The following is a 17,540-nucleotide window of genomic DNA, read 5'->3' as shown; positions in this document are numbered from 1 at the left end:
CGTCAGACAGCGACGAGTTCCGTCGTCAGCAGCCGTCTGATGTCGCGCACGGCCGCACGGCCCGCGCGGTTGGCGCCGATGGTGCTCGCCGACGGGCCGTAGCCGACGAGATGGACACGCGGGTCGGCGACCGCGCGCGTGCCCTCGACCCGGATCCCGCCACCCGGCTCGCGCAGCTTCAGCGGAGCCAGGTGATCGATGGCGGCCCGGAACCCGGTCGCCCACAGGATCACATCGGCCTCCAGATGCCGCCCGTCGTTCCACTCCACGCCCTCGGGCGTGATCCGGTCGAACATGGGCTGCCGGTCCAGGACCCCGTCCGTGATCGCCTGCCGGATCGCGTCGTTGAGCGGAAGCCCGGTCACCGACACCACGCTCTTCGGCGGCAGCCCCTGCCGTACCCGCTCCTCGACGAGCGCCACGGCCTCCCGGCCGACGTCCTCGCTGAAGGGGCCCTCGCGGAAGACGGGCTCACGCCTGGTCACCCACGTGGTGGCGGCCGCGTACGGGGCGAGCTCCATGAGGTGCTGGGTACCGGAGGCACCGCCACCCACCACGACCACCCGCAGCCCCGCGAACGCCTCGGGCCCCGGGTACTGCGCGGTGTGCAACTGCCGCCCCCGGAAGGTCTCCTGACCGGGATAACGCGGCCAGAACGGCCGGTCCCAGGTGCCGGTGGCGTTGATCAGCGCCCGTGTCGACCAGGTCCCGTCCGAGGTCTCGACGAGCAGCCGCCCGTCGTCGCCCTCGCGTTCGGCACGGACGGCTGTCACGTTGACGGGCCGCCGTACCCGAAGGTCGAAAGTGCGCTCGTACGCCGCGAAGTACTCGGCGATCACCTCCGACGACGGCCGCTCCGGATCGGCGTCCGTGAGTTCCATCCCCGGCAGCGCGTGCATGCCGTGGACCTTGCCGTACGTCAGCGAGGGCCACCGGAACTGCCAGGCGCCGCCAGGGGCGGGGGAGTGGTCCAGCACCACGAAGTCGCGGTCCGGCTCGAAACCGGTGCGGCGCAGGTGATAGGCGCTGGACAGACCTGCCTGACCAGCGCCTATGACGACTACCTCGACCTCGCGGAAGTTGTTCACCTTTCTACCAACGGTATGGAGGCCCTGGATCTTCCCGTGCGCCCGCAGGGGCCGGCGACGTCGGCCGGCCGTGTCAGTCCGTCTCCGAGGGGCGGGGCGTGGTGGTGGACGGCGGGAGGTCGCCATTGAACCGGCCGTCCGTGAAGTCGCCGAAGTCGACCTTGCGGGGGATGAGCTTCAGGCCGGTGAAGGTGTCCGCGATCTCCTGTTCGGAGGCGATGAGCCGCTGGTCCACCGCCACCGCGACCCGGGTGGTGTAGGTGCGCTTCACCGCGGCCAGCGCCACGTCCTCGGGCAGCCCCGTCTCCTTCGCCCAGACCTTCGCCCACTCCGGCTCGTGTGAGTAGACCCACTTGTAGGCGCGTCGCAGCCGCTCCAGGTAGTCGTTGATCGCGGCGACCTTCTTCTTGTCCTTCAACGCGCTCGGCGCCGCCACCTGGAAGGTCAGACCGTTGGTGATGCCGTCCCCGGTGGTCAGCACGCGCCCCTGCTTCGCCTGGAGGATCTGCGAGGTGTACGGGTCCCACACCGCCCAGGCGTCGACCTTGCCGGAGGTGAACGCGGCCAGGGCGTCGGCCGGCTGGAGGTACTTGACCTTCACATCACCCAGGCCGAGCCCGGCCTTCCGGAGGGAGGCGACGAGTTGGTAGTTGGCGGACGAGCCCTGCGCCACGGCGATGGACTTGCCCTTCAGCTGCGCCGGACCGGTCAGCTCGGAGTCGTTCGGTACGAGGATGGCGTCCCCCTTGGACGTACCGTGCCAGGCCGCCACCACCGTGATCTTCGAGTCGGCGCCGGCCGCGAACACCGGCGGTGTGTTGCCGACGCCGCCGATGTCGACGGCCTTGGCGTTGACGGCCTCCAGAAGGGGCGGGCCGGAGGTGAAGGTCGACCACTTGATCTTGTAGTCGAGGTTGTCGAGCTCCCCGGCGGCGCGCAGGATCGCCGCCGAACCACCCTTCTGGTCGCCGACGTTGAGGGTGAGGGAGCCCTTGCCGTCGGTGTCGGTGCCTGCGCCGGCGGACGCGTTTCCGCCGCAGGCGGTGAGCAGAAGGGCGAAGGGAAGGAGCAGTGCGGCGGGAGCGAGACGTCGTCGCATGGTGGATCCGTTCTGTGGAACTCAGGTTGTGGGTAGGGGAGTTCAGGCGGCTTCGGCTGCGGTGTCGACGCCCAGGCGCTCCAGGAGCTGCCCGCGGATCTCCGCGAACCGGGGATCGGTGATGTCGCGGGGCCGGTCGAGGTCGATTGCCTGCTCGTGCGCGATGACGCCCTCGTCCATCACGAGGACACGGTCGGCGAGCAGGACGGCCTCCTCGACGTCGTGGGTCACGAGCAGCACCGCGCAGCCGCGCCGCTGCCACAACTCCCCGACCAGACGCTGGGCCTTGATCCGGGTGAGGGCGTCGAGCGCGCCGAACGGCTCGTCCAGCAGCAGGAGATCGGGCTCGCGCACCAACGCCCTTGCCAGCGAGGCGCGTTGGGCCTCGCCGCCGGAGAGGGTCTTGGGCCAGGCGTCCGTGCGGTGGCTCAGGCCGACCTCCCCCAGGGCCTGGTCGGCGACGGCGCGTGCGGGTTTGCCCGGCAGGCCGAGCAGGACGTTGCGCCACACCTTCTTCCACGGCATCAGCCGGGGCGCCTGGAAGGCGACCGCCTTGCGGCGCGGGACCAGGACGGTGCCCTCGATGTCCCGGTCGAGTCCGGCGAGGATACGCAGCAGGGTGGACTTGCCGCAGCCGCTGCGGCCCAGCAGGGCCACGAACTCGCCTGCGCGGACGTCGAGTCGGAGGTCGTCGATGACGGCGCGGCCGTCGAAGGAGCGGGTCAGCCCTTCGACGCGCACGGCCTGCCCGGGGCGGGGTGCCTCGGCCTTGGAGGCCTCGGGCTCGGGTTCCGTTGCGCCCGTGGCTCCCTCGGCTGTGGAGTCCTCGGTCACCTGGTGGTTCACCGGCCGGTGAACGTCGGTCGCCATTGCAGCAGCAGCCTTTCGAGGGAGCGGACGATGAAGTCGGCCAGCAGGCCGAGGAAGGCGTAGACGATCAGGCAGACCACGATGACGTCGGTGCGCAGGAAATCCCGCGCCTGCACCATCAGGAAGCCGATGCCGGAGTCCGCGTTGACCTGCTCGGCGAAGACGAGCGCGAGCCAGGAGATGCCGAGCGAGTAGCGCAGACCGGTCATGGCGCCGGGCAGCGCGCCGGGCAGGATGACATGCCGTACGAGTCCCCACCGCGAGAGACCGAGGGACTCCCCGGCCTCGATCAGCTGGGCGTCCACGCCACGGATGCCCGCGTAGACGTTGAGATAGAGCGGAAAGGTCACGCCGAGCGTGATGATGGCGATCTTCGGGGCCTCGCCGATACCGAACCAGATGATGAACAGCGGGATCAGACCGACGAACGGCACGGTCCGCAGCATCTGCACCGGAGCGTCCACGATGTCCTCGCCGATCCGGAACAGACCTGAGACAAGGGCGAGCCCGGTGCCGATGAGGGCGCCGAGGAGCAGGCCGCCCGCCACCCGCTGCAACGAGGTCGTCATCGCCGAGGTCAGCGAACCGTCGGAGATCAGATCACCCGCGACCTGGGCGATACGGCCGGGGGAGGCCAGGACGTCGGCGGTCAACACGCCGGTGCTGCTGAGGAGTTGCCACAGCGCCAGCAGCAGTACCGGACCGGTGGTGCGGCGCAGCCAGCGGGGGACGCGGGTGCGGCGGGAGGAGGCGGGGACGATGGGTTCGAGGTCGGGAACGGGGTCGGGGGCAGTGGGCTCGGCGGCGTCCGGGTGGGAGGTTTCCGGAATGTCGGTTTCGGGGGAACCTGGCGGGGCGTGGCTGATGCTCATGATGCTCCACGGAGGGGGAGAGCGACCGGAGAGGAGCACGCCTCGACGCCGCCTGAGCACAGCACGGATCAGCATGCGCGCCGGTGGGCGGAGCGAGGGTGCGGGAAAAGTGGGAAGAAGGGCGTCAGCAGCCGCGGCGACACGCGGCGGAGGCCACCCGCAGCAGGTCGATGTGACCGCGCGTGGTGAGCAGGACTGAACGCAACATGGGGCCGAAGCTAGCCATTCGGCGTGTCCACGGTCAATGGCGTCTCGCGGACTGGACCCGCCGTATCGCAGGATGGTCCAGGAATGACGAGTGAATCCGGCCTCAGGGGTGAGGATGGGGGCATGGCAGACGCTTTCACCACCCGAGTCCTGAACGTCGCCTCCGGTTCGTCGGAGCGGATCGTCGACCTCACCGGCGACTGCGAGGCCTTCCTGAGGGAGGTCGCCGCAGGCCGTGACGGCCTCCTCAACGTCTTCATCCCCCACGCAACAGCCGGCGTCGCGCTCATCGAGACCGGTGCCGGCAGTGACAACGACCTCCTCACCGCCCTCCATACCCTTCTCCCCGCCGACGACCGCTGGCAGCACCGCCACGGCAGCCCCGGCCACGGCCGCGACCACGTCCTCCCGGCGATCGTCCCGCCCCATGCGACGCTGCCGGTGGTGAACGGGCAGCTGGAGCTGGGGACTTGGCAGTCGGTGTGCCTGGTGGACACCAACAGGGACAATCCTCAACGCAAGGTGCGCCTCACTTTCCTTGCCGGTTCCTGATGCGCAACTGCCCGGTGCGATGTGACGCACCGGGCAGTTGTCGGTCAGCTCTGTCAGCTCTGTCAGCTCTGTCAGCTCTGTCAGCTCTGTCAGCTCGTCGCGATCACCGCGTCCAGTACCGGATGTTGCGGAACCGGGCCTCCGCTCGCCCCGAGCCGTGGTTGTAGACGCCGTTCTTGAAGTAGCGGGTGGCCGGGCCCCGGTCGGCGACCGACAGGACGAGGGCGTCGTCGAAGTAGACCTTGACCGTGCCCGTCCCCGTGCTCGCCTGGTGGGCGATCTTCACGTTGAACCAGGTGTCGTAGGCCCCGGTCTTGAGGGCCGTGCCGTCGTAGCGGCGGACGGTGCCCCCGCCCGTGTCGTAGACGTTGAGCATGATGTCGGTGGCCGGAGTCCCGGAGGGGTGGACGCTCCGCAGGATCTGGACGAAGGAGGCGCCGTCCGAGCCGGAAGGGAGATAGACGTCGGCGTCCCACATGCGATCGCCGGTGGTGTAGTCGACCTTCCAGCGCATCTCGGTGCGCGGATCGGTGGAGCTGCCCTCCTCGAAGGGCTCGTCGGTGGCGTACACCCACATCCGGTGGACTCCGCCGCTGTAGCTGTGACGCTTGCTCAGGTCGAGGTTCCAGGGCTTCTGCCAGCTGTAGGTGAACGACGTCTGCCTCCAGCCGTCGGTCGGGTCGGCGGCCACCGCCGCGCCCGCGGGCCCGGGGAGGGCGAGTGCGGGCGCGCCGGCCAGTAGTCCGGCCGCTGTCCGTAAGACGGATCTCCTGTTCATCGGGTGTCCTTTCCGTTGCGGGAGTGGAGGTCGATCCGGTCGGGAGGGAACACCAATACATCGGAGGAGTCAATGACTTCGACCGCACCCTGTGCGCGTGCTGGTCATTCTGGAGCGATTCAGGAGAGAGTGTGTCTCCCGATACACCCGATGTATCGGGAGACCGGGATCAGGACGGACAGGCGGAGTCCGCGACGACGTAGTAGCCGGGCGCGGTCTGCTCGAGGGTGTGCACGGTGAAGGTGTTCCACAGCCCCATGGGCTCGCCGGAGCCGTTGGCATAGGTCTGACCGGCGCTCTCATGGGCGCGTCCGGCGGCCGTCTGGTCGTAGTTGCTCGCCGTGTGACACGTGGGCGTGAACCCGGTCGTGGACGCGGTCACCGCGGCGGAGACCGCGCCCGCCGCGCCTGCCGCGTCCACCGCCGCCACGGTGTAGCCGTACGTCGTGCCTGCCGTCAGACCGGTGTCGGTGTAAGTGGTCGACCCGGTGGTGCCCACCTTCGTGCCGTCTCGGTAGACGGTGTAGGAGGCCGCGTCGGGTACCGCGTTCCACCTCAGGGCCGTGGTGCTGTCGGTGGTCCCGGTGACCGTCAGTCCCGTGGGCGCGGGCAGGGCGCCGCTGCCCTGGTCGTGGCCGTCGAGGCCCCAGAAGCGGACGGTGTGGTAACTGGAGCAGATGGTGTCGAGGTAGTACGTGCCGGTGGCGCCGCACTGCTCGGTGCCGCTGCCCGGGTCGACCGCGAGCCCGTGTGTCATGCCGGCGACCGAGTAGACCTCGACTGCGGGCCGGCCGGAGGCGTCGTCGTAGGCGGTCAGCGTGGTGCCCCCGCTCAGGCTTTCCGTGCGCGAAGGCGTCTGGCCGATGCCCCACACGTCGGTCCACTGGTCGCGCAGCTCGGTGGCGTTGGCAGGCCGGACCGTGGTGTCGGCGGAGCCCTGCCAGATCGCGACGCGCGGCCAGGACGTGGTGCCGGCGGGAGCGGCGGAGCGCACCAGCGCGCCCCACTGGGCGGGGGTCCTGTCCGGTGGGCTGTACATGCAGGTGTACGCCGCGGACACGGTGGTCGCGCAGTACGCGGGCAGACCGGAGTCGATGGCGCCGCCCGCGAAGACGTCGGGGTACGCGGCCAGCAGGTTCGCGGTCATGCCGCCGCCGGCGGACAGTCCCGTGACGTAGACCTGTCGGCTGTCGCTGCCGTACTGCGAGACGGCCTTGTCGACCATTTGCCTGATCGACAGTGCCTCGCCCCGACCACGCGAACTGTCCGCCGGATCGAACCAGTTGAAGCAGGAGTTGGCGTTGTTGGCGCTGCTCGTCTGGGGGAAGACGAGCGCGAAGCCGTAGCGGTCGGCGAACTTCGGCCAGCCGGAGTGGGCGTAGTAGTCGCTCGCGCTCTGTGTGCAGCCGTGCAGGGCGATCACGAGCGGGGCGCCGGACGGCAGGGTGTCCGGCGCATAGGCGTACATGGACAGGTTGCCGGGGTTGGTGCCGAAGCCGGTGACCTGGGTCAGGCCCGCGGCGGATGCCTGCGGACCCATGGCGACCAGGCCGGCTGTGAGGGCCAGAGTGCCCGCGGCGGCGGCGACCCGGCGGCGGATGCCTCTGACGAGGCCGCGGCCCTTCGTGAAGCGGAACGGAGGATGCGACGGTCCCATGACGACTGCCTCCTGATGTCCGGGCGGGGCCCGTTGGTCGGTGTGCCGTGCATCATCGGGGTGCACCCACCGGCCTTGGCATGGGCTGAACAGCCAGGACCGCGGGAAGTGCTGTGTGACGGCCGCCCATAGTCGCTCTCGCGCTCGGCCGTGCAGGGGACTTGCCTCCCGTCCGGGGTGGTGTCCCGCACCATCGCCGGCAGGTCGACGGTGGTTGGTCGGCCCATGTCTGAGGCGGGGTGGGGCGCCCTAGTCTCCGCGCATCCCTCAGCGCCCTCGGAGGCACTCTGATGCGTCTGTCCCTCAGCTCTCCGTCAGGTTCCTGGCAACACCGCGTGCCCACGGCCCTCGCCGTGGCTGCTCTCGTGCTCACTCCCACGTCCGCCACCGCCGCACCGGGGAGCCCGGGCGGGCACTGCACGCACCGCGCGCAGTTGCGCGTACCGGGTGCCGAGCATCAACAGTCGGCCTGTCTGGGCGAGTTGACCACGGCCGGCACGGTGGCATCGGGGCACACCGACCCGGCCGACTGGGCCGGACTGACTCCGAAGGACCTGACCGTCCCCAGCGGAGTCCCCGGCATTCAGATCGACGGCTACTTCCCCGACACCTCCACCACCAACACCAACCACGGCTGGAGACACGACTCCCAGTTCGTCATCCGTCTGCCCGACCGGTGGAACGGCGGCCTGGTGGTCGCCGGCACCCCCGGCAACCGTGAGCAGTACGCCAACGACCGTGCCATCGCCGACTCGGTGCTGTCCCGCGGCTATGCGTACGCCGCCACCGACAAGGGCAACACCGGCCTCGCCTTCTACCGGGACGGGAAGACGCCGGGCGACGCCATCGCCGAGTGGAACGCCCGGCTCACCCAGCTCACCCGAGCCGCCCGGGTCACGGTCGCCCGGCGCTACCACCGTCCGCCTTCGCGCACCCTGGTGACCGGCATGTCCAACGGCGGATACCTGGCGCGCTGGCAATTGGAGAACCGTCCCGAGCTCTACGACGGCGGGGTCGACTGGGAAGGCACCTTGTGGCGCCCCGACGGGCCCACCCTGCTGGGGTTCCTGCCCCAGGCGCTGCGCCACTACCCGGTGTACGCCGCCGGGGGCGGACGCGCCCGGGAGGCGCAGGAGGCCCTGCACGCCGCGGGGTTCCCGGCCGGGTCGGAGTTCCTCTGGCCGTATCACCACCAGGTCTACTGGGACCTGACCCAGCGCATCTACCGTGAGGAACTCGACCCCGGTTTCGACGGGGCGACAGAGGCGGGTACGCCGTACTGCGCGGCGGGGACACCGGCCTGCGACACCGACTACGACTACGCGACGCGTCCCGACGAGGTGAGGCGGGCCGTGGCGAGGATCGCGCTGACCGGACGGATCGGCAAGCCGCTGATCACCCTGCACGGCACCCTGGACGTCCTGCTGCCGATCAGCCAGGACTCCGATGTCTACGCCCGTATGGTGCGCGACGCCGGACGAGGTGGTCTGTACCGCTACTACCGCATCGAGGGCGGCACCCACACCGATGCCCTGGCCGACGTGTTCCCGGATTGGCTGCGTCCCCTCGCGCCCTGCTACCGCACGGCCTTCACGGCTCTCGAACGCTGGCTCGGCACCGGTCGGCGACCGCCCGCCTCCCGGACCGTGGGCCTGCCCACCGGGACGGAAACCGCGACCCTGGTGAACAACTGCTCCCTGGAAGGGAGGTAGAGGTCGACCAGGTGCCATGCGGTGGTAGCCGAACGGCGCGCTGAAATGTCCAACGCCTCGTCAGTACACGGACAGCCCGTAGGCGTTCAGCACTTCCTGGATCGGCTGGTAGTACGTGGTCCCTCCCGTGGCACAGTCCCCGGAGCCGCCGGAGAGGATGCCCACGACCTTGTCGCCGGCGTAGAGCGGGCCGCCGCTGTCGCCCGGCTCGGCGCAGATGTCGGTCTGGATCAACCCCGTGACGACGGTTCCGTCCCCGTAGTTGACGGTCGCGTTCAGCGCGGTGACCCTGCCGCAGTGGACGCCGGTGGTCGCTCCCCGGCGGCAGACGCTCTGGCCGACATAGGCGGTCGCGGTCCCGGTGACGTCGACGGTTCCGATGGTGCCGGGGTGCGGTACTGCCGGGTTGGAGTACCGGACGACACCGAAGTCGTCGCCGGGGAAACTGGTTCCGGTCGTGGGGCCGATCGTCGTGGTATTGGCGGAGCTGGTGTACCAGGTGGGCATGGCGTCGGTGCAATGACCGGCCGTGACGAAGTAGTACGTGGATCCGCTGCGCACGTTGACCCCCGCCGAGCAGCGCCAACCGGCCGCGTGGATGCCGTCGCCTCCCGACAGGAGGGTGCGCAGCCGACCCTCGAGCCGTTCAAGGGTCGCGGCACCCGCGAAACGACCGGCGGCCCGGCGGATTCTGGCCAGGTCCGCGTCGGCGACCGCGGAGTCGGCGAGTACCCGCAGCTTCCCGGTGCGCTCGTCGACGGTCCAGGTCGTCCCGGCGATTCCCAGGGACTCGACGGCCGAGGCCGCGCCGGACAACGAGGCGGAGGCTGATGCGGCGTCGGCCTCGGGCGCTGCGGCCGCGCCGGTCCCGGACACTGCGAGAGCGGTCGCCGCGAGCAGGCTCACCACCGAGGCGATCAGCCGTGGACGTCTCGTGCCGTTACGGCGTGCACTGATCACTGAAGCCTCCCGAGGGTGCAAGGCCGCGGCCGACGCTTCAGTGTGCCCGGCCGCGCCCAGCGCGGGTAGACGGCCTTCGGCCGATGAACTGGCCCTCGGCTTGGCACAATTGTGGCTCTTGCTTTGCTCGTCATGCGTTGTTCGCGTCGTCGCCCGGACCTACCCTCACCTGCGGAACCGTGGGAAGGGCCAGCATGCTGAATATCGTTCGGGAACAGGCGAAGGGGCTCACCAAGGACCAGCGCAACGCGTTCGTCGCCGCCTATCTGGGCTGGGCGATGGACGCGTTCGACTACTTCCTGGTGGTCCTCGTCTACAGCGAGATAGCCGACGACTTCGATGTCTCCCTCACCGACATGGCCTTCCTCACCACCGCCACCCTCGTGATGCGGCCGGTCGGGGCCTTCGTCTTCGGCATGTGGGCGGACCGCAGGGGCCGCCGGCTCCCGCTCATGGTCGACGTGGTCTTCTACTCGATCGTCGGGTTCGCCTGTGCCTTCGCGCCCAACTACGCCGTGCTGCTGGTGCTGCGTCTGCTGTACGGCATCGGCATGGGCGGCGAGTGGGGCCTGGGCGCGGCGCTCGCCATGGAGAAGATCCCCGCCGAGCGGCGCGGCTTCTGGTCGGGCCTCCTCCAGAGCGGCTACTCGCTGGGGTATCTGCTCGCCGCCGTGGCGTTCTTCGTCATCGAACCCGTCTTCGGCTGGCGCGGGTTGTTCGCCTTCAGTCTGGTGCCCGCCCTGGTAGCCCTGTGGGTGCGCAGCCGGGTGGAGGAGAGCGAGGTGTGGGAGAAGAGCGTCAAGCTCAACCGCACCCCCGCGTACCAGGTGTTCAGGGACCCGGCCGTGCTGAAGCGCTTCGTGTACCTCGTGGCGCTGATGACCGCCTTCAACTGGATGTCGCACGGCACCCAGGACATCTATCCGACCTTCGTCAAGAAGGGCCTGGGTCTGTCCCCGGACACCTCCATCGCCATCGCCGTCGTCTACAACATCGGCGCCATGATCGGAGGCGCGCTGCTCGGTGCCTTCTCCGAGAGGCTGGGGCGCCGTCGCACGATCATGATCGCGGCGGCCGGTGGTCTGGTCGTGGTGCCCTTCTTCGTGCTGTCGACGACCGTGGGCTGGCTGATGCTCTCCTCCTTCCTGATGCAGATGTGCGTCCAGGGAGCCTGGGGCGTCATCCCCGCGCACCTGACCGAGATGAGCCCGGACGCGATCCGCGGCTTCTACCCCGGTGTCACCTATCAGCTCGGAAACCTGATCGCCGCCCTCAACCTGCCCATCCAGGAAGCCCTCGCCGAACGGCACGGCTATCCGGCGGCGATGGCGTGGACCGTGGTGCCGGCCCTGGCCGTGGTGATCGTGCTGAGCGCCGTCGGCAAGGAGGCCAAGGGCATCAGGTTCGGCGGCTCGGGCACCGCGGGCACCCCGGGTGGCCCGACCCCGAGCACCGCGGCGGCCGACAGCGCGTAGGCCCGTTTCCGCGTACCGATACGTGTCGGGCCGTCAGCCCCTACGATGGCAACTCGCAGTGCCTGTACGTGTGCACAGTCGAGTTCCACCGCAGGGAGCAATGCCCATGGGCGCCCATAAGTCCGCAGGAACACCGATCGACAGCGGGATTCTGGGCGGGCGGTCGGCCGGGCCCATGGTGCCGCGGCTGCTGCTGGGCGCGCGGCTGCGCAGGCTGCGGGAGGAGCGGGGGGTCTCCCGTGAGGATGCGGGGCACGCCATCCGCGGCTCACGGTCGAAGATCAGTCGTATGGAGGCAGGCCGTCACGGCTTCAAGCTGCGGGACGTGGAGGATCTGCTCACTCTCTACGGCGTCACGGGCGAGGCCGAACGCGCCACCCTGCTGACCCTGGTCGAAGAGTCCAACACCCCCGCCTGGTGGCAGTACTTCAACGATGTGGTGCCCGCCTGGATGCAGACCTACCTCGCGGCCGAACAGGCGGCGAGTCTCGTCCGCTGCTTCGAGGTCCAGCGTGTTCCCGTCCTGCTGCAGACCCCCGACTACGCCCGTGCCTCCCTCCGGCTCGCCCACACGGACGCGTCCCCGGAGGAGATCGAACGACGGGTCGCGTTACGGATGTCCCGCCAGCGGATCCTGCACAGGCAGCCGGCGACCAGGCTCTGGGCCGTGCTCGACGAGGCGGCGCTGCGGCGGCCCGTGGGCGGCAGCTCCACGATGCGCGCCCAGCTCAGGCATCTCATCGAGATCTGCCGGCTCCCGCAGGTCTCCCTCCAGATCCTGCCGTTCCTCTCCGGCGGCCACTCGGCGGAGGGCGGCCCGATCACCATCGTGCGGCTGCCCGGCAGCCAGTTGCCCGACGTCGTCTACCTCGAACAACTCGCCACCGGCCTCTATCCCGACCGTCCCGCCGAGATCGAGTGCTACTGGGACGCCATGAACCGCCTGGCGGTCGAGGCCGAGTCACCGGACGAGACACCCACGATCCTGCACCGCATCCTCCAGGAGACCTGACCGCACGCCGGGAGCGTTCTCAGCTCTTGCGAGCCACACCGCCGTACTGGTGCACCTCCGCGGGAAGGCCCCACGCCTCGGTGTCGGGGCGCCAGCGCGAGCACGACGCCACGCCCGGTTCGAGCAGTTCCAGTCCGTCGAAGTAGCGCGCGATCTGCTCGGGGCTGCGCAGGATGTAGGGGATCGAACCGCCCTCGTTGTACTGCTGGATGGCCTGGACGTAGGCCTCGCTGGTGGCGGTGCTGTCGTACTGCACGAGGAAGCTGCCGGAGGGCAGCCCGTCCACCAGCTCCCGCACGATCGCGCACGCCTCGTCGTGGTCCTCGATGTGGCCGAGGATGCCCATCAGCATGAGAGCGACGGGCTTGTCGAAGTCCAGGGTCTTCCCGGCCTCCCGCAGGATCGTGGCGGGGTCGCGCAGGTCGGCGTCGACGTAGTTGGTGACCCCCTCCGGGGTGCTGGTGAGCAGCGCGCGGGCGTGGGCCAGCACCAGCGGGTCGTTGTCGACGTAGACGATCCGGGACTCCGGGGCCACCCGCTGGGCGATCTGGTGGGTGTTGTCGACGTTCGGCAGCCCGGTGCCTATGTCCAGGAACTGCCGGACGCCCTCCTCACCGGCCAGATGACGGACGGCGCGGGCGAGGAAGTACCGCGCCGCACGGGCGCCGGTCTCGATGCCGGGGAAGATCTCGCGGAAGGCGTCACCGGCCACCCGGTCGACCTCGTAGTTGTCCTTCCCCCCCAGCCAGTAGTTCCAGATCCGAGCCGACTGCGGCACAGAGGTGTCGATCTTGGACAAGGCCTCCTGTCCGGACTGCTCGGAGTTCTCTGCCTGATCAGCCATGGACGCTCCTGCGTGTGCGCGACGGGGAGACCCGCCGAACGGTTCGAACACCGGTCGTGGACGTCCACGTTAGTCCCCGACGTTCGCCTCATGTGAATCATCAGCCCCAACAGGCCTGGTTTCCCCGCCTGTTGGGCCCGGGGCGCTGAGGGGAACACGGCTGCCCGGGACAGCGGCGAGGCCGTCCCGGGCAGGTGGGTACAGGGGGTTACGGGGTGGTCAGGTACGCCCTTTCGATCGTCTGGGTGAGGGTGTTGCCCGCCCGGTCCGTCAGCTCCGCGCGCAGGGAGACGGAGCCTGCCGTCGCCGGGTGCTTCAGTGACAGGTGCGTGCCGCCGACGGACTTGGCGGACTGCCAGGTCTTCCCCTCGTCGTAGGACACCTGGAAGGCGAGCTTCGCCGGGCGCTGTCCCGCCGCCGCGCCCTCGACGGTGAAGGGCACCTCGAAGCGCTTGCCCGCCTTCGCCGTGCTCGCCAGGGTCAGGTCGGGGCTGAAGCGGACCGTCGACACCGGCAGTGCGGTGAACTCGCCGTCCGGGGTCTCCGCCGAGCGGAAGGTCCACTCCGCCCGGACCCGGGTGCTGACCGGATACACGGCCGGGGCACGGGAGTTGTCCACGGTCAGCTTGTACGTGGTGTCCTGTGCCGGAACCGTGTACTCGGTGACCCCGTCGGTCGGAGGGATGCCGTAGTCGTCGGCGATCTCCTTGCCGTCCGCCTCCAGCCTGGACGTCACCGCGGTCGTGTCACTGGTGCCCCAGTGTCCGGCGCCGTCGCCGAACAGCGGGACGTACGCCCTGACGGTGTTCCCCATGCGGGCGACACCGGGGAAGCCCATGGCCGGTCCGAGCTGTCCGGTGCCGCCCAGTGCCGGGCCGAAGACGCCGACGTTGAAGCGCTCCTGGTAGTTGTGACCGGCCTTCCAGGTCTGCGGCATCCTCATGAGGAAGTTCTCGAAGACCGAATCCCGGCCCTCGCCCGAGACCTGCCAGGTGCGCATGGACCACTTCACACCGTTGTCGAAGACGTACTCGGTGCTCCGGAACGGCAGATCCCCCCGCATGTCGGTGAAACCGAACACCAGTTGGCCGTCGGGCAGGTGCGGGCTCACCTCGGCCTGGACGCGTCGGCCGTCGACCGTCTCGCCCACCTGGAGGTCGACCTTCGCCAACTGCTTCCGTCCGACCTTGGCGGTGAAGCCGTCCACGCTGCCCTCCCGGAGCCAGGCCGCGTGGTAGTTGACCCGGTCGCCGTCCGCGCCCCGGCCGCTCCAGCCGCCGGAGTACAGGGCGTTGAGCCCGTCCACGGGCTCCCCGCCGCCGAGCCGCCCGAACCGCGAGCCCTCAAAGCTCGGCATCAGGTACTGGAGTGAACCGTCACGCTTGCCCTCGCCGCGCCCGAAGCCGATCAGGACGGTGGCGTCGGTGTTCTCGGCCGTTGGGTCCGGCACGGTGATGTCCACCGGCTTCGCCTGCCGGGCGTCCACGGTGACGGTCCTGTCGCCGTCCAGCCGGAACCTCGGCTCCACCAGAATGCCGTGGACGGGCGACGAGATCTCCGGGTGGACGACCCCGCTGAGGATGTAGTCGCCCTTGGGCAGCCGTACCGTCAGCTCGCCGTCCTGCTCATCGGCGTACTCGGCGTAGAAGTCGCCGTCGAAATCGGCGACGGCGGTGGCGGCGTCCCCGGTCGGCAGGCCGTTCTCGTCGATGTGCTTGAGCGTCAGGCTGTACGACTCCACCTCGCGCGCCACACCGGTGGCGGACCGCACCTGGACCTTGCCGTCGGCCGAAGTGGCCTGCACCGAACCGCCGAAGCTGCCGTCGGCGCTCCCCGCGCGGGTGTCCGCCGTGACCTCGGCGCTCGCGGTGCCGCCCGCCGGGACGGTGATCCGCTGCGGGGACACGCTGAACATGCCCTCGGCGGCGGGCTTCCCGTCCACCGCGTAGGCGTCGACGGACAGGTCGAGGGTGACCGGCTCGGTGCCGAGGTTGCGGTAGGTGAGCTGCTTGGTGGACGGCTTGTCGTCGTCGTGCGGCCACTGCTGCTCGCCGAAGTCGAGCGGCCCCTGCTCGGTGACGACGTTCTGTTCCAGCGCCCGGACCAGATCGGTACGGCCGGTGCCCTGCTGGAAGGAGCTGTACGGCCCCGGCTTCGCGGAGCCGGTGAGGACCGCCTTGAGACGCTCGCCGCTCCAGTCCGGATGCTGCTGGGCGAGGAGGGCGGCGGCGCCCGCGACATGCGGGGTCGCCATGGACGTACCGTTGAGCGTGGCGTAGCCGGGGACGCCGGAGGGGTACTCCTCCTCGACGAGGCTGCCGGCCGCCGCCGCTGCTGTGATCTCGACGCCGGGCGCGGTCAGGTCCGGCTTGACGCCGCTGTCCCCGACCCGCGGGCCGCGACTGGAGAAGTCGGCGAGCGCGTCGGACTTGTCGACCGCCCCCACGGTGAGCGCGGCGTCCGCACTGCCGGGCGAGCCGACCGTGCCCTCGCCGAACTCGCCCTCGTTGCCCGCCGCCACGACGAAGAGCGTGTCGGACTCGGCGGAGAGCCGGTCCACGGCCTCCTCCATCGGGTCGGTGCCCGGCAGGTCGGTGCCGCCGAGGCTGAGGTTGACGACGTCCGCTCCCTCGGCCACCGCCCACTCCATGCCGGCGATGATCCCGGAGTCCGAACCGAAGCCGGTGTCGTCCAGGACCTTGCCGTTGAGGATCTTCGCGCCCGGCGCGACCCCCTTGTACTTGCCCTCGGACTTGGCGCCGGTGCCGGCCACGGTGGACGCCACATGCGTACCGTGTCCGAACTTGTCGCCGGTACCGTCGGAGCCCGAGAAGTCCTTCTCCTCGACCACCTGGTCCGCCAGATCAGGGTGGGAGGTGTCGACTCCGGTGTCCAGGACGGCGACCTTCACCCCGGTGCCGTCGTACCCGGCGGCCCACGCGGCAGGCGCGCCGATCTGCGGGACGCTCCGGTCGAGCGAGGCCTTGCGCCGGCCGTCCAGCCAGACCTTCTCGACAGCCCCGGACTCCTCGGCGGTGACGGTGTCCCAGAAGTCGGCCGCCCGCTTCTTGACGGAACGCATCGACGTGCCGTTGACCACCGGCAGCGTACGGCCTATCCGGGCCCCGGCCTCGGTGAACGGGCTCATCGAGGGCGTCTTTTTGCCCTTGAACGTGACGATCAGCGGTACGTCGGACCGGCCCGCGTCGTCGTAGCCGTCCTTGAGCAGCTGGGTCACGTCGAACAGCCTCGCGTCCAACTTCCCCTGCGCGAGCGGCAGTTCGGCGTCGCCGGGAACGACCCGGGTGTGTCCGGCGACCTCCCGGATCGAGAACGGCACGTCCTTTCGGCCCGGTGCCCGTTCCACTCCCGAGACCCGGCCCTGGTCGCCGACCAGGACCCGGTCGCCGGTGACCAGCGTGACCGTCCGTACCGCGGCGGCCGTACGACCGCCCCCGGTGTCGGCGGCTCCCGCGCCGGCCGGCAGACCGGCGAGGACCAGCGTCACGGAAGCCACTCCCGCGGCCATGGCCGCATGTCTGTGGCGTACGCGTAACTCCATCTGAACTCCTGACAGTTGGGGGATCAATGCGTCACGGGACGGAGGGGCCCGTGAGGAGACGGCCGTCGCTGTCGTACGGCCAGACATTGGGGACGCAGCCGAGCAGGCCCTTGATCTGCTGCATCATCGCGGGGGCCGGTTGCCCCTTGCCGGGGCAGGTCACATGGCCGTGGCCGAGGAAGTGGCCCACCTCGTGGTTGATGATCAGCGAGCGGTACCCGACGACGTCCTTCGGGTAGAACTCGGTCGCCAGCACCCAGCGTCTGAGGTTGACCATCACGTTGTGGTTCACGCTGCAGTTGACCTTGCCGCCGGTGTCGAGACCGCCCTCGGCGCAGAACTTGTCGACGGTCGCCGGGGTGGCGAGGCGGACCCGGAAGTCGGTGGGGCCGCCGGACACCCGCTGGAACGCCGAGTGGCCGTCGGCCGTCCAGCCGCGCGGATCGGCGAGGGTCCGCTCCACCTGCGCGGCGACGTCCTCGGGGGAGATCGTGATGCCCTTCTCCACCTCGACCCGATAGCGCAGGGGCGTGCCCTTGCCGACCGGCTCGCTCCCGCCGGGCGCGGTGACGAAGGTCCCCGGACCGCTCTGGGGGAGGGGAGTCGTGGAGGGGCTGGGGGGCGCACTGGACTCTTCCGGTTCCGGTGACTCAGCGGTCCTACCAGGGTCCGGACTCCGCACGGGTGAGGGCGCCGCGGAGGTTCGTCCCGCGTCGGACGGCAGCCATGCCGCCACCGCGCCACCGACGGTCGCGAAGGCCACCAACGCGGCCAGGCCGCCCATCAGTTGGCTCTTCACACTCCGCTCGGAGCGCTTCCGGCGACGACGGTCGACGGGGTTTCGTTTGTGCG

15 protein-coding genes are annotated in these 17,540 nt (G+C 70.0%); 4 read left to right on the top strand and 11 right to left on the bottom strand.

Features of this window, described 5'->3' with window-relative positions:
• Window positions 1-2: 2 nt before the first annotated feature.
• The 5 genes from QF027_RS06375 to QF027_RS49530 all read right to left on the bottom strand — a co-directional run bounded on the left by QF027_RS06375 (window position 3) and on the right by QF027_RS49530 (window position 4,137).
• Entirely contained in the window at window positions 3-1,088 is a 1,086-nt protein-coding gene (locus QF027_RS06375; RefSeq protein WP_306985135.1) for an NAD(P)-binding domain-containing protein, read from the bottom strand.
• A 73-nt stretch (window positions 1,089-1,161) separates the two neighbouring features.
• Window positions 1,162-2,187 carry an ABC transporter substrate-binding protein gene (locus QF027_RS06370; protein ID WP_307073227.1) on the bottom strand — a complete coding sequence of 342 codons (1,026 nt, stop codon included), beginning with the start codon at window positions 2,185-2,187 and terminating at the stop codon, window positions 1,162-1,164.
• 42 nt (window positions 2,188-2,229) lie between these two features.
• Window positions 2,230-3,057: an ABC transporter ATP-binding protein gene (locus QF027_RS06365; protein ID WP_307073225.1), complete on the bottom strand. Its 828-nt coding sequence runs from the start codon at window positions 3,055-3,057 to the stop codon at window positions 2,230-2,232.
• Window positions 3,030-3,929, bottom strand: a complete 900-nt coding sequence (locus tag QF027_RS06360; protein ID WP_306985140.1) for an ABC transporter permease — start codon at window positions 3,927-3,929, stop codon at window positions 3,030-3,032. Before QF027_RS06360 ends, QF027_RS06365 begins: the two co-directional genes overlap by 28 nt.
• Window positions 3,930-4,053: 124 nt before the next feature.
• A complete protein-coding gene (locus QF027_RS49530; protein WP_350495123.1) occupies window positions 4,054-4,137 on the bottom strand; it encodes a putative leader peptide in 84 nt (27 codons plus the stop codon).
• Window positions 4,138-4,259: 122 nt separating this feature from the next.
• Here QF027_RS49530 and QF027_RS06355 point away from each other — a divergent pair, with 122 nt between their 5' ends.
• Window positions 4,260-4,688 carry a YjbQ family protein gene (locus tag QF027_RS06355; protein WP_306985142.1) on the top strand — a complete coding sequence of 143 codons (429 nt, stop codon included), beginning with the start codon at window positions 4,260-4,262 and terminating at the stop codon, window positions 4,686-4,688.
• Between the two features lie 103 nt (window positions 4,689-4,791).
• Here QF027_RS06355 and QF027_RS06350 read toward each other — a convergent pair whose 3' ends face one another.
• Window positions 4,792-5,466 carry a polysaccharide lyase family 7 protein gene (locus QF027_RS06350; protein ID WP_307073223.1) on the bottom strand — a complete coding sequence of 225 codons (675 nt, stop codon included), beginning with the start codon at window positions 5,464-5,466 and terminating at the stop codon, window positions 4,792-4,794.
• A 169-nt stretch (window positions 5,467-5,635) separates the two neighbouring features.
• Entirely contained in the window at window positions 5,636-7,123 is a 1,488-nt protein-coding gene (locus QF027_RS06345; RefSeq protein ID WP_307073221.1) for an extracellular catalytic domain type 1 short-chain-length polyhydroxyalkanoate depolymerase, read from the bottom strand.
• Window positions 7,124-7,413: 290 nt separating this feature from the next.
• On the opposite strand from QF027_RS06345, the gene QF027_RS06340 reads away from it, so the two are divergent.
• Window positions 7,414-8,835, top strand: coding sequence for a tannase/feruloyl esterase family alpha/beta hydrolase (locus tag QF027_RS06340; protein WP_307073219.1), 1,422 nt, complete (start codon window positions 7,414-7,416; stop codon window positions 8,833-8,835).
• Between the two features lie 60 nt (window positions 8,836-8,895).
• Here the strand turns inward: QF027_RS06340 and QF027_RS06335 are convergent, their stop codons facing one another.
• On the bottom strand, window positions 8,896-9,795 hold the full coding sequence (locus QF027_RS06335; RefSeq protein ID WP_307073217.1) for a S1 family peptidase: 900 nt from the start codon (window positions 9,793-9,795) through the stop codon (window positions 8,896-8,898).
• Between the two features lie 194 nt (window positions 9,796-9,989).
• Here QF027_RS06335 and QF027_RS06330 point away from each other — a divergent pair, with 194 nt between their 5' ends.
• Both QF027_RS06330 and QF027_RS06325 read left to right on the top strand, forming a co-directional pair.
• Window positions 9,990-11,270 (top strand): MFS transporter, encoded by a 1,281-nt coding sequence (locus QF027_RS06330; RefSeq protein WP_307073215.1) that lies wholly within the window; start codon window positions 9,990-9,992, stop codon window positions 11,268-11,270.
• A gap of 175 nt (window positions 11,271-11,445) precedes the next feature.
• Window positions 11,446-12,282, top strand: a complete 837-nt coding sequence (locus QF027_RS06325; protein WP_307082304.1) for a helix-turn-helix domain-containing protein — start codon at window positions 11,446-11,448, stop codon at window positions 12,280-12,282.
• 19 nt (window positions 12,283-12,301) lie between these two features.
• On the opposite strand, the gene QF027_RS06320 is transcribed toward QF027_RS06325, so the two are convergent.
• The 3 genes from QF027_RS06320 to QF027_RS06310 form a co-directional block, all read right to left on the bottom strand.
• Window positions 12,302-13,126, bottom strand: coding sequence for an SAM-dependent methyltransferase (locus QF027_RS06320; RefSeq protein ID WP_306985154.1), 825 nt, complete (start codon window positions 13,124-13,126; stop codon window positions 12,302-12,304).
• Window positions 13,127-13,334: 208 nt separating this feature from the next.
• Window positions 13,335-16,688: a S8 family peptidase gene (locus QF027_RS06315; protein WP_307073213.1), complete on the bottom strand. Its 3,354-nt coding sequence runs from the start codon at window positions 16,686-16,688 to the stop codon at window positions 13,335-13,337.
• A 31-nt stretch (window positions 16,689-16,719) separates the two neighbouring features.
• Window positions 16,720-17,472 carry a DUF3152 domain-containing protein gene (locus QF027_RS06310; protein ID WP_373432113.1) on the bottom strand — a complete coding sequence of 251 codons (753 nt, stop codon included), beginning with the start codon at window positions 17,470-17,472 and terminating at the stop codon, window positions 16,720-16,722.
• Window positions 17,473-17,540 lie beyond the last annotated feature (68 nt).

The organism is Streptomyces canus, from assembly GCF_030816965.1.
Taxonomy (GTDB): Bacteria; Actinomycetota; Actinomycetes; order Streptomycetales; family Streptomycetaceae; genus Streptomyces; species Streptomyces canus_E.
This window is presented reverse-complemented; position numbering and strand designations above follow the sequence as displayed.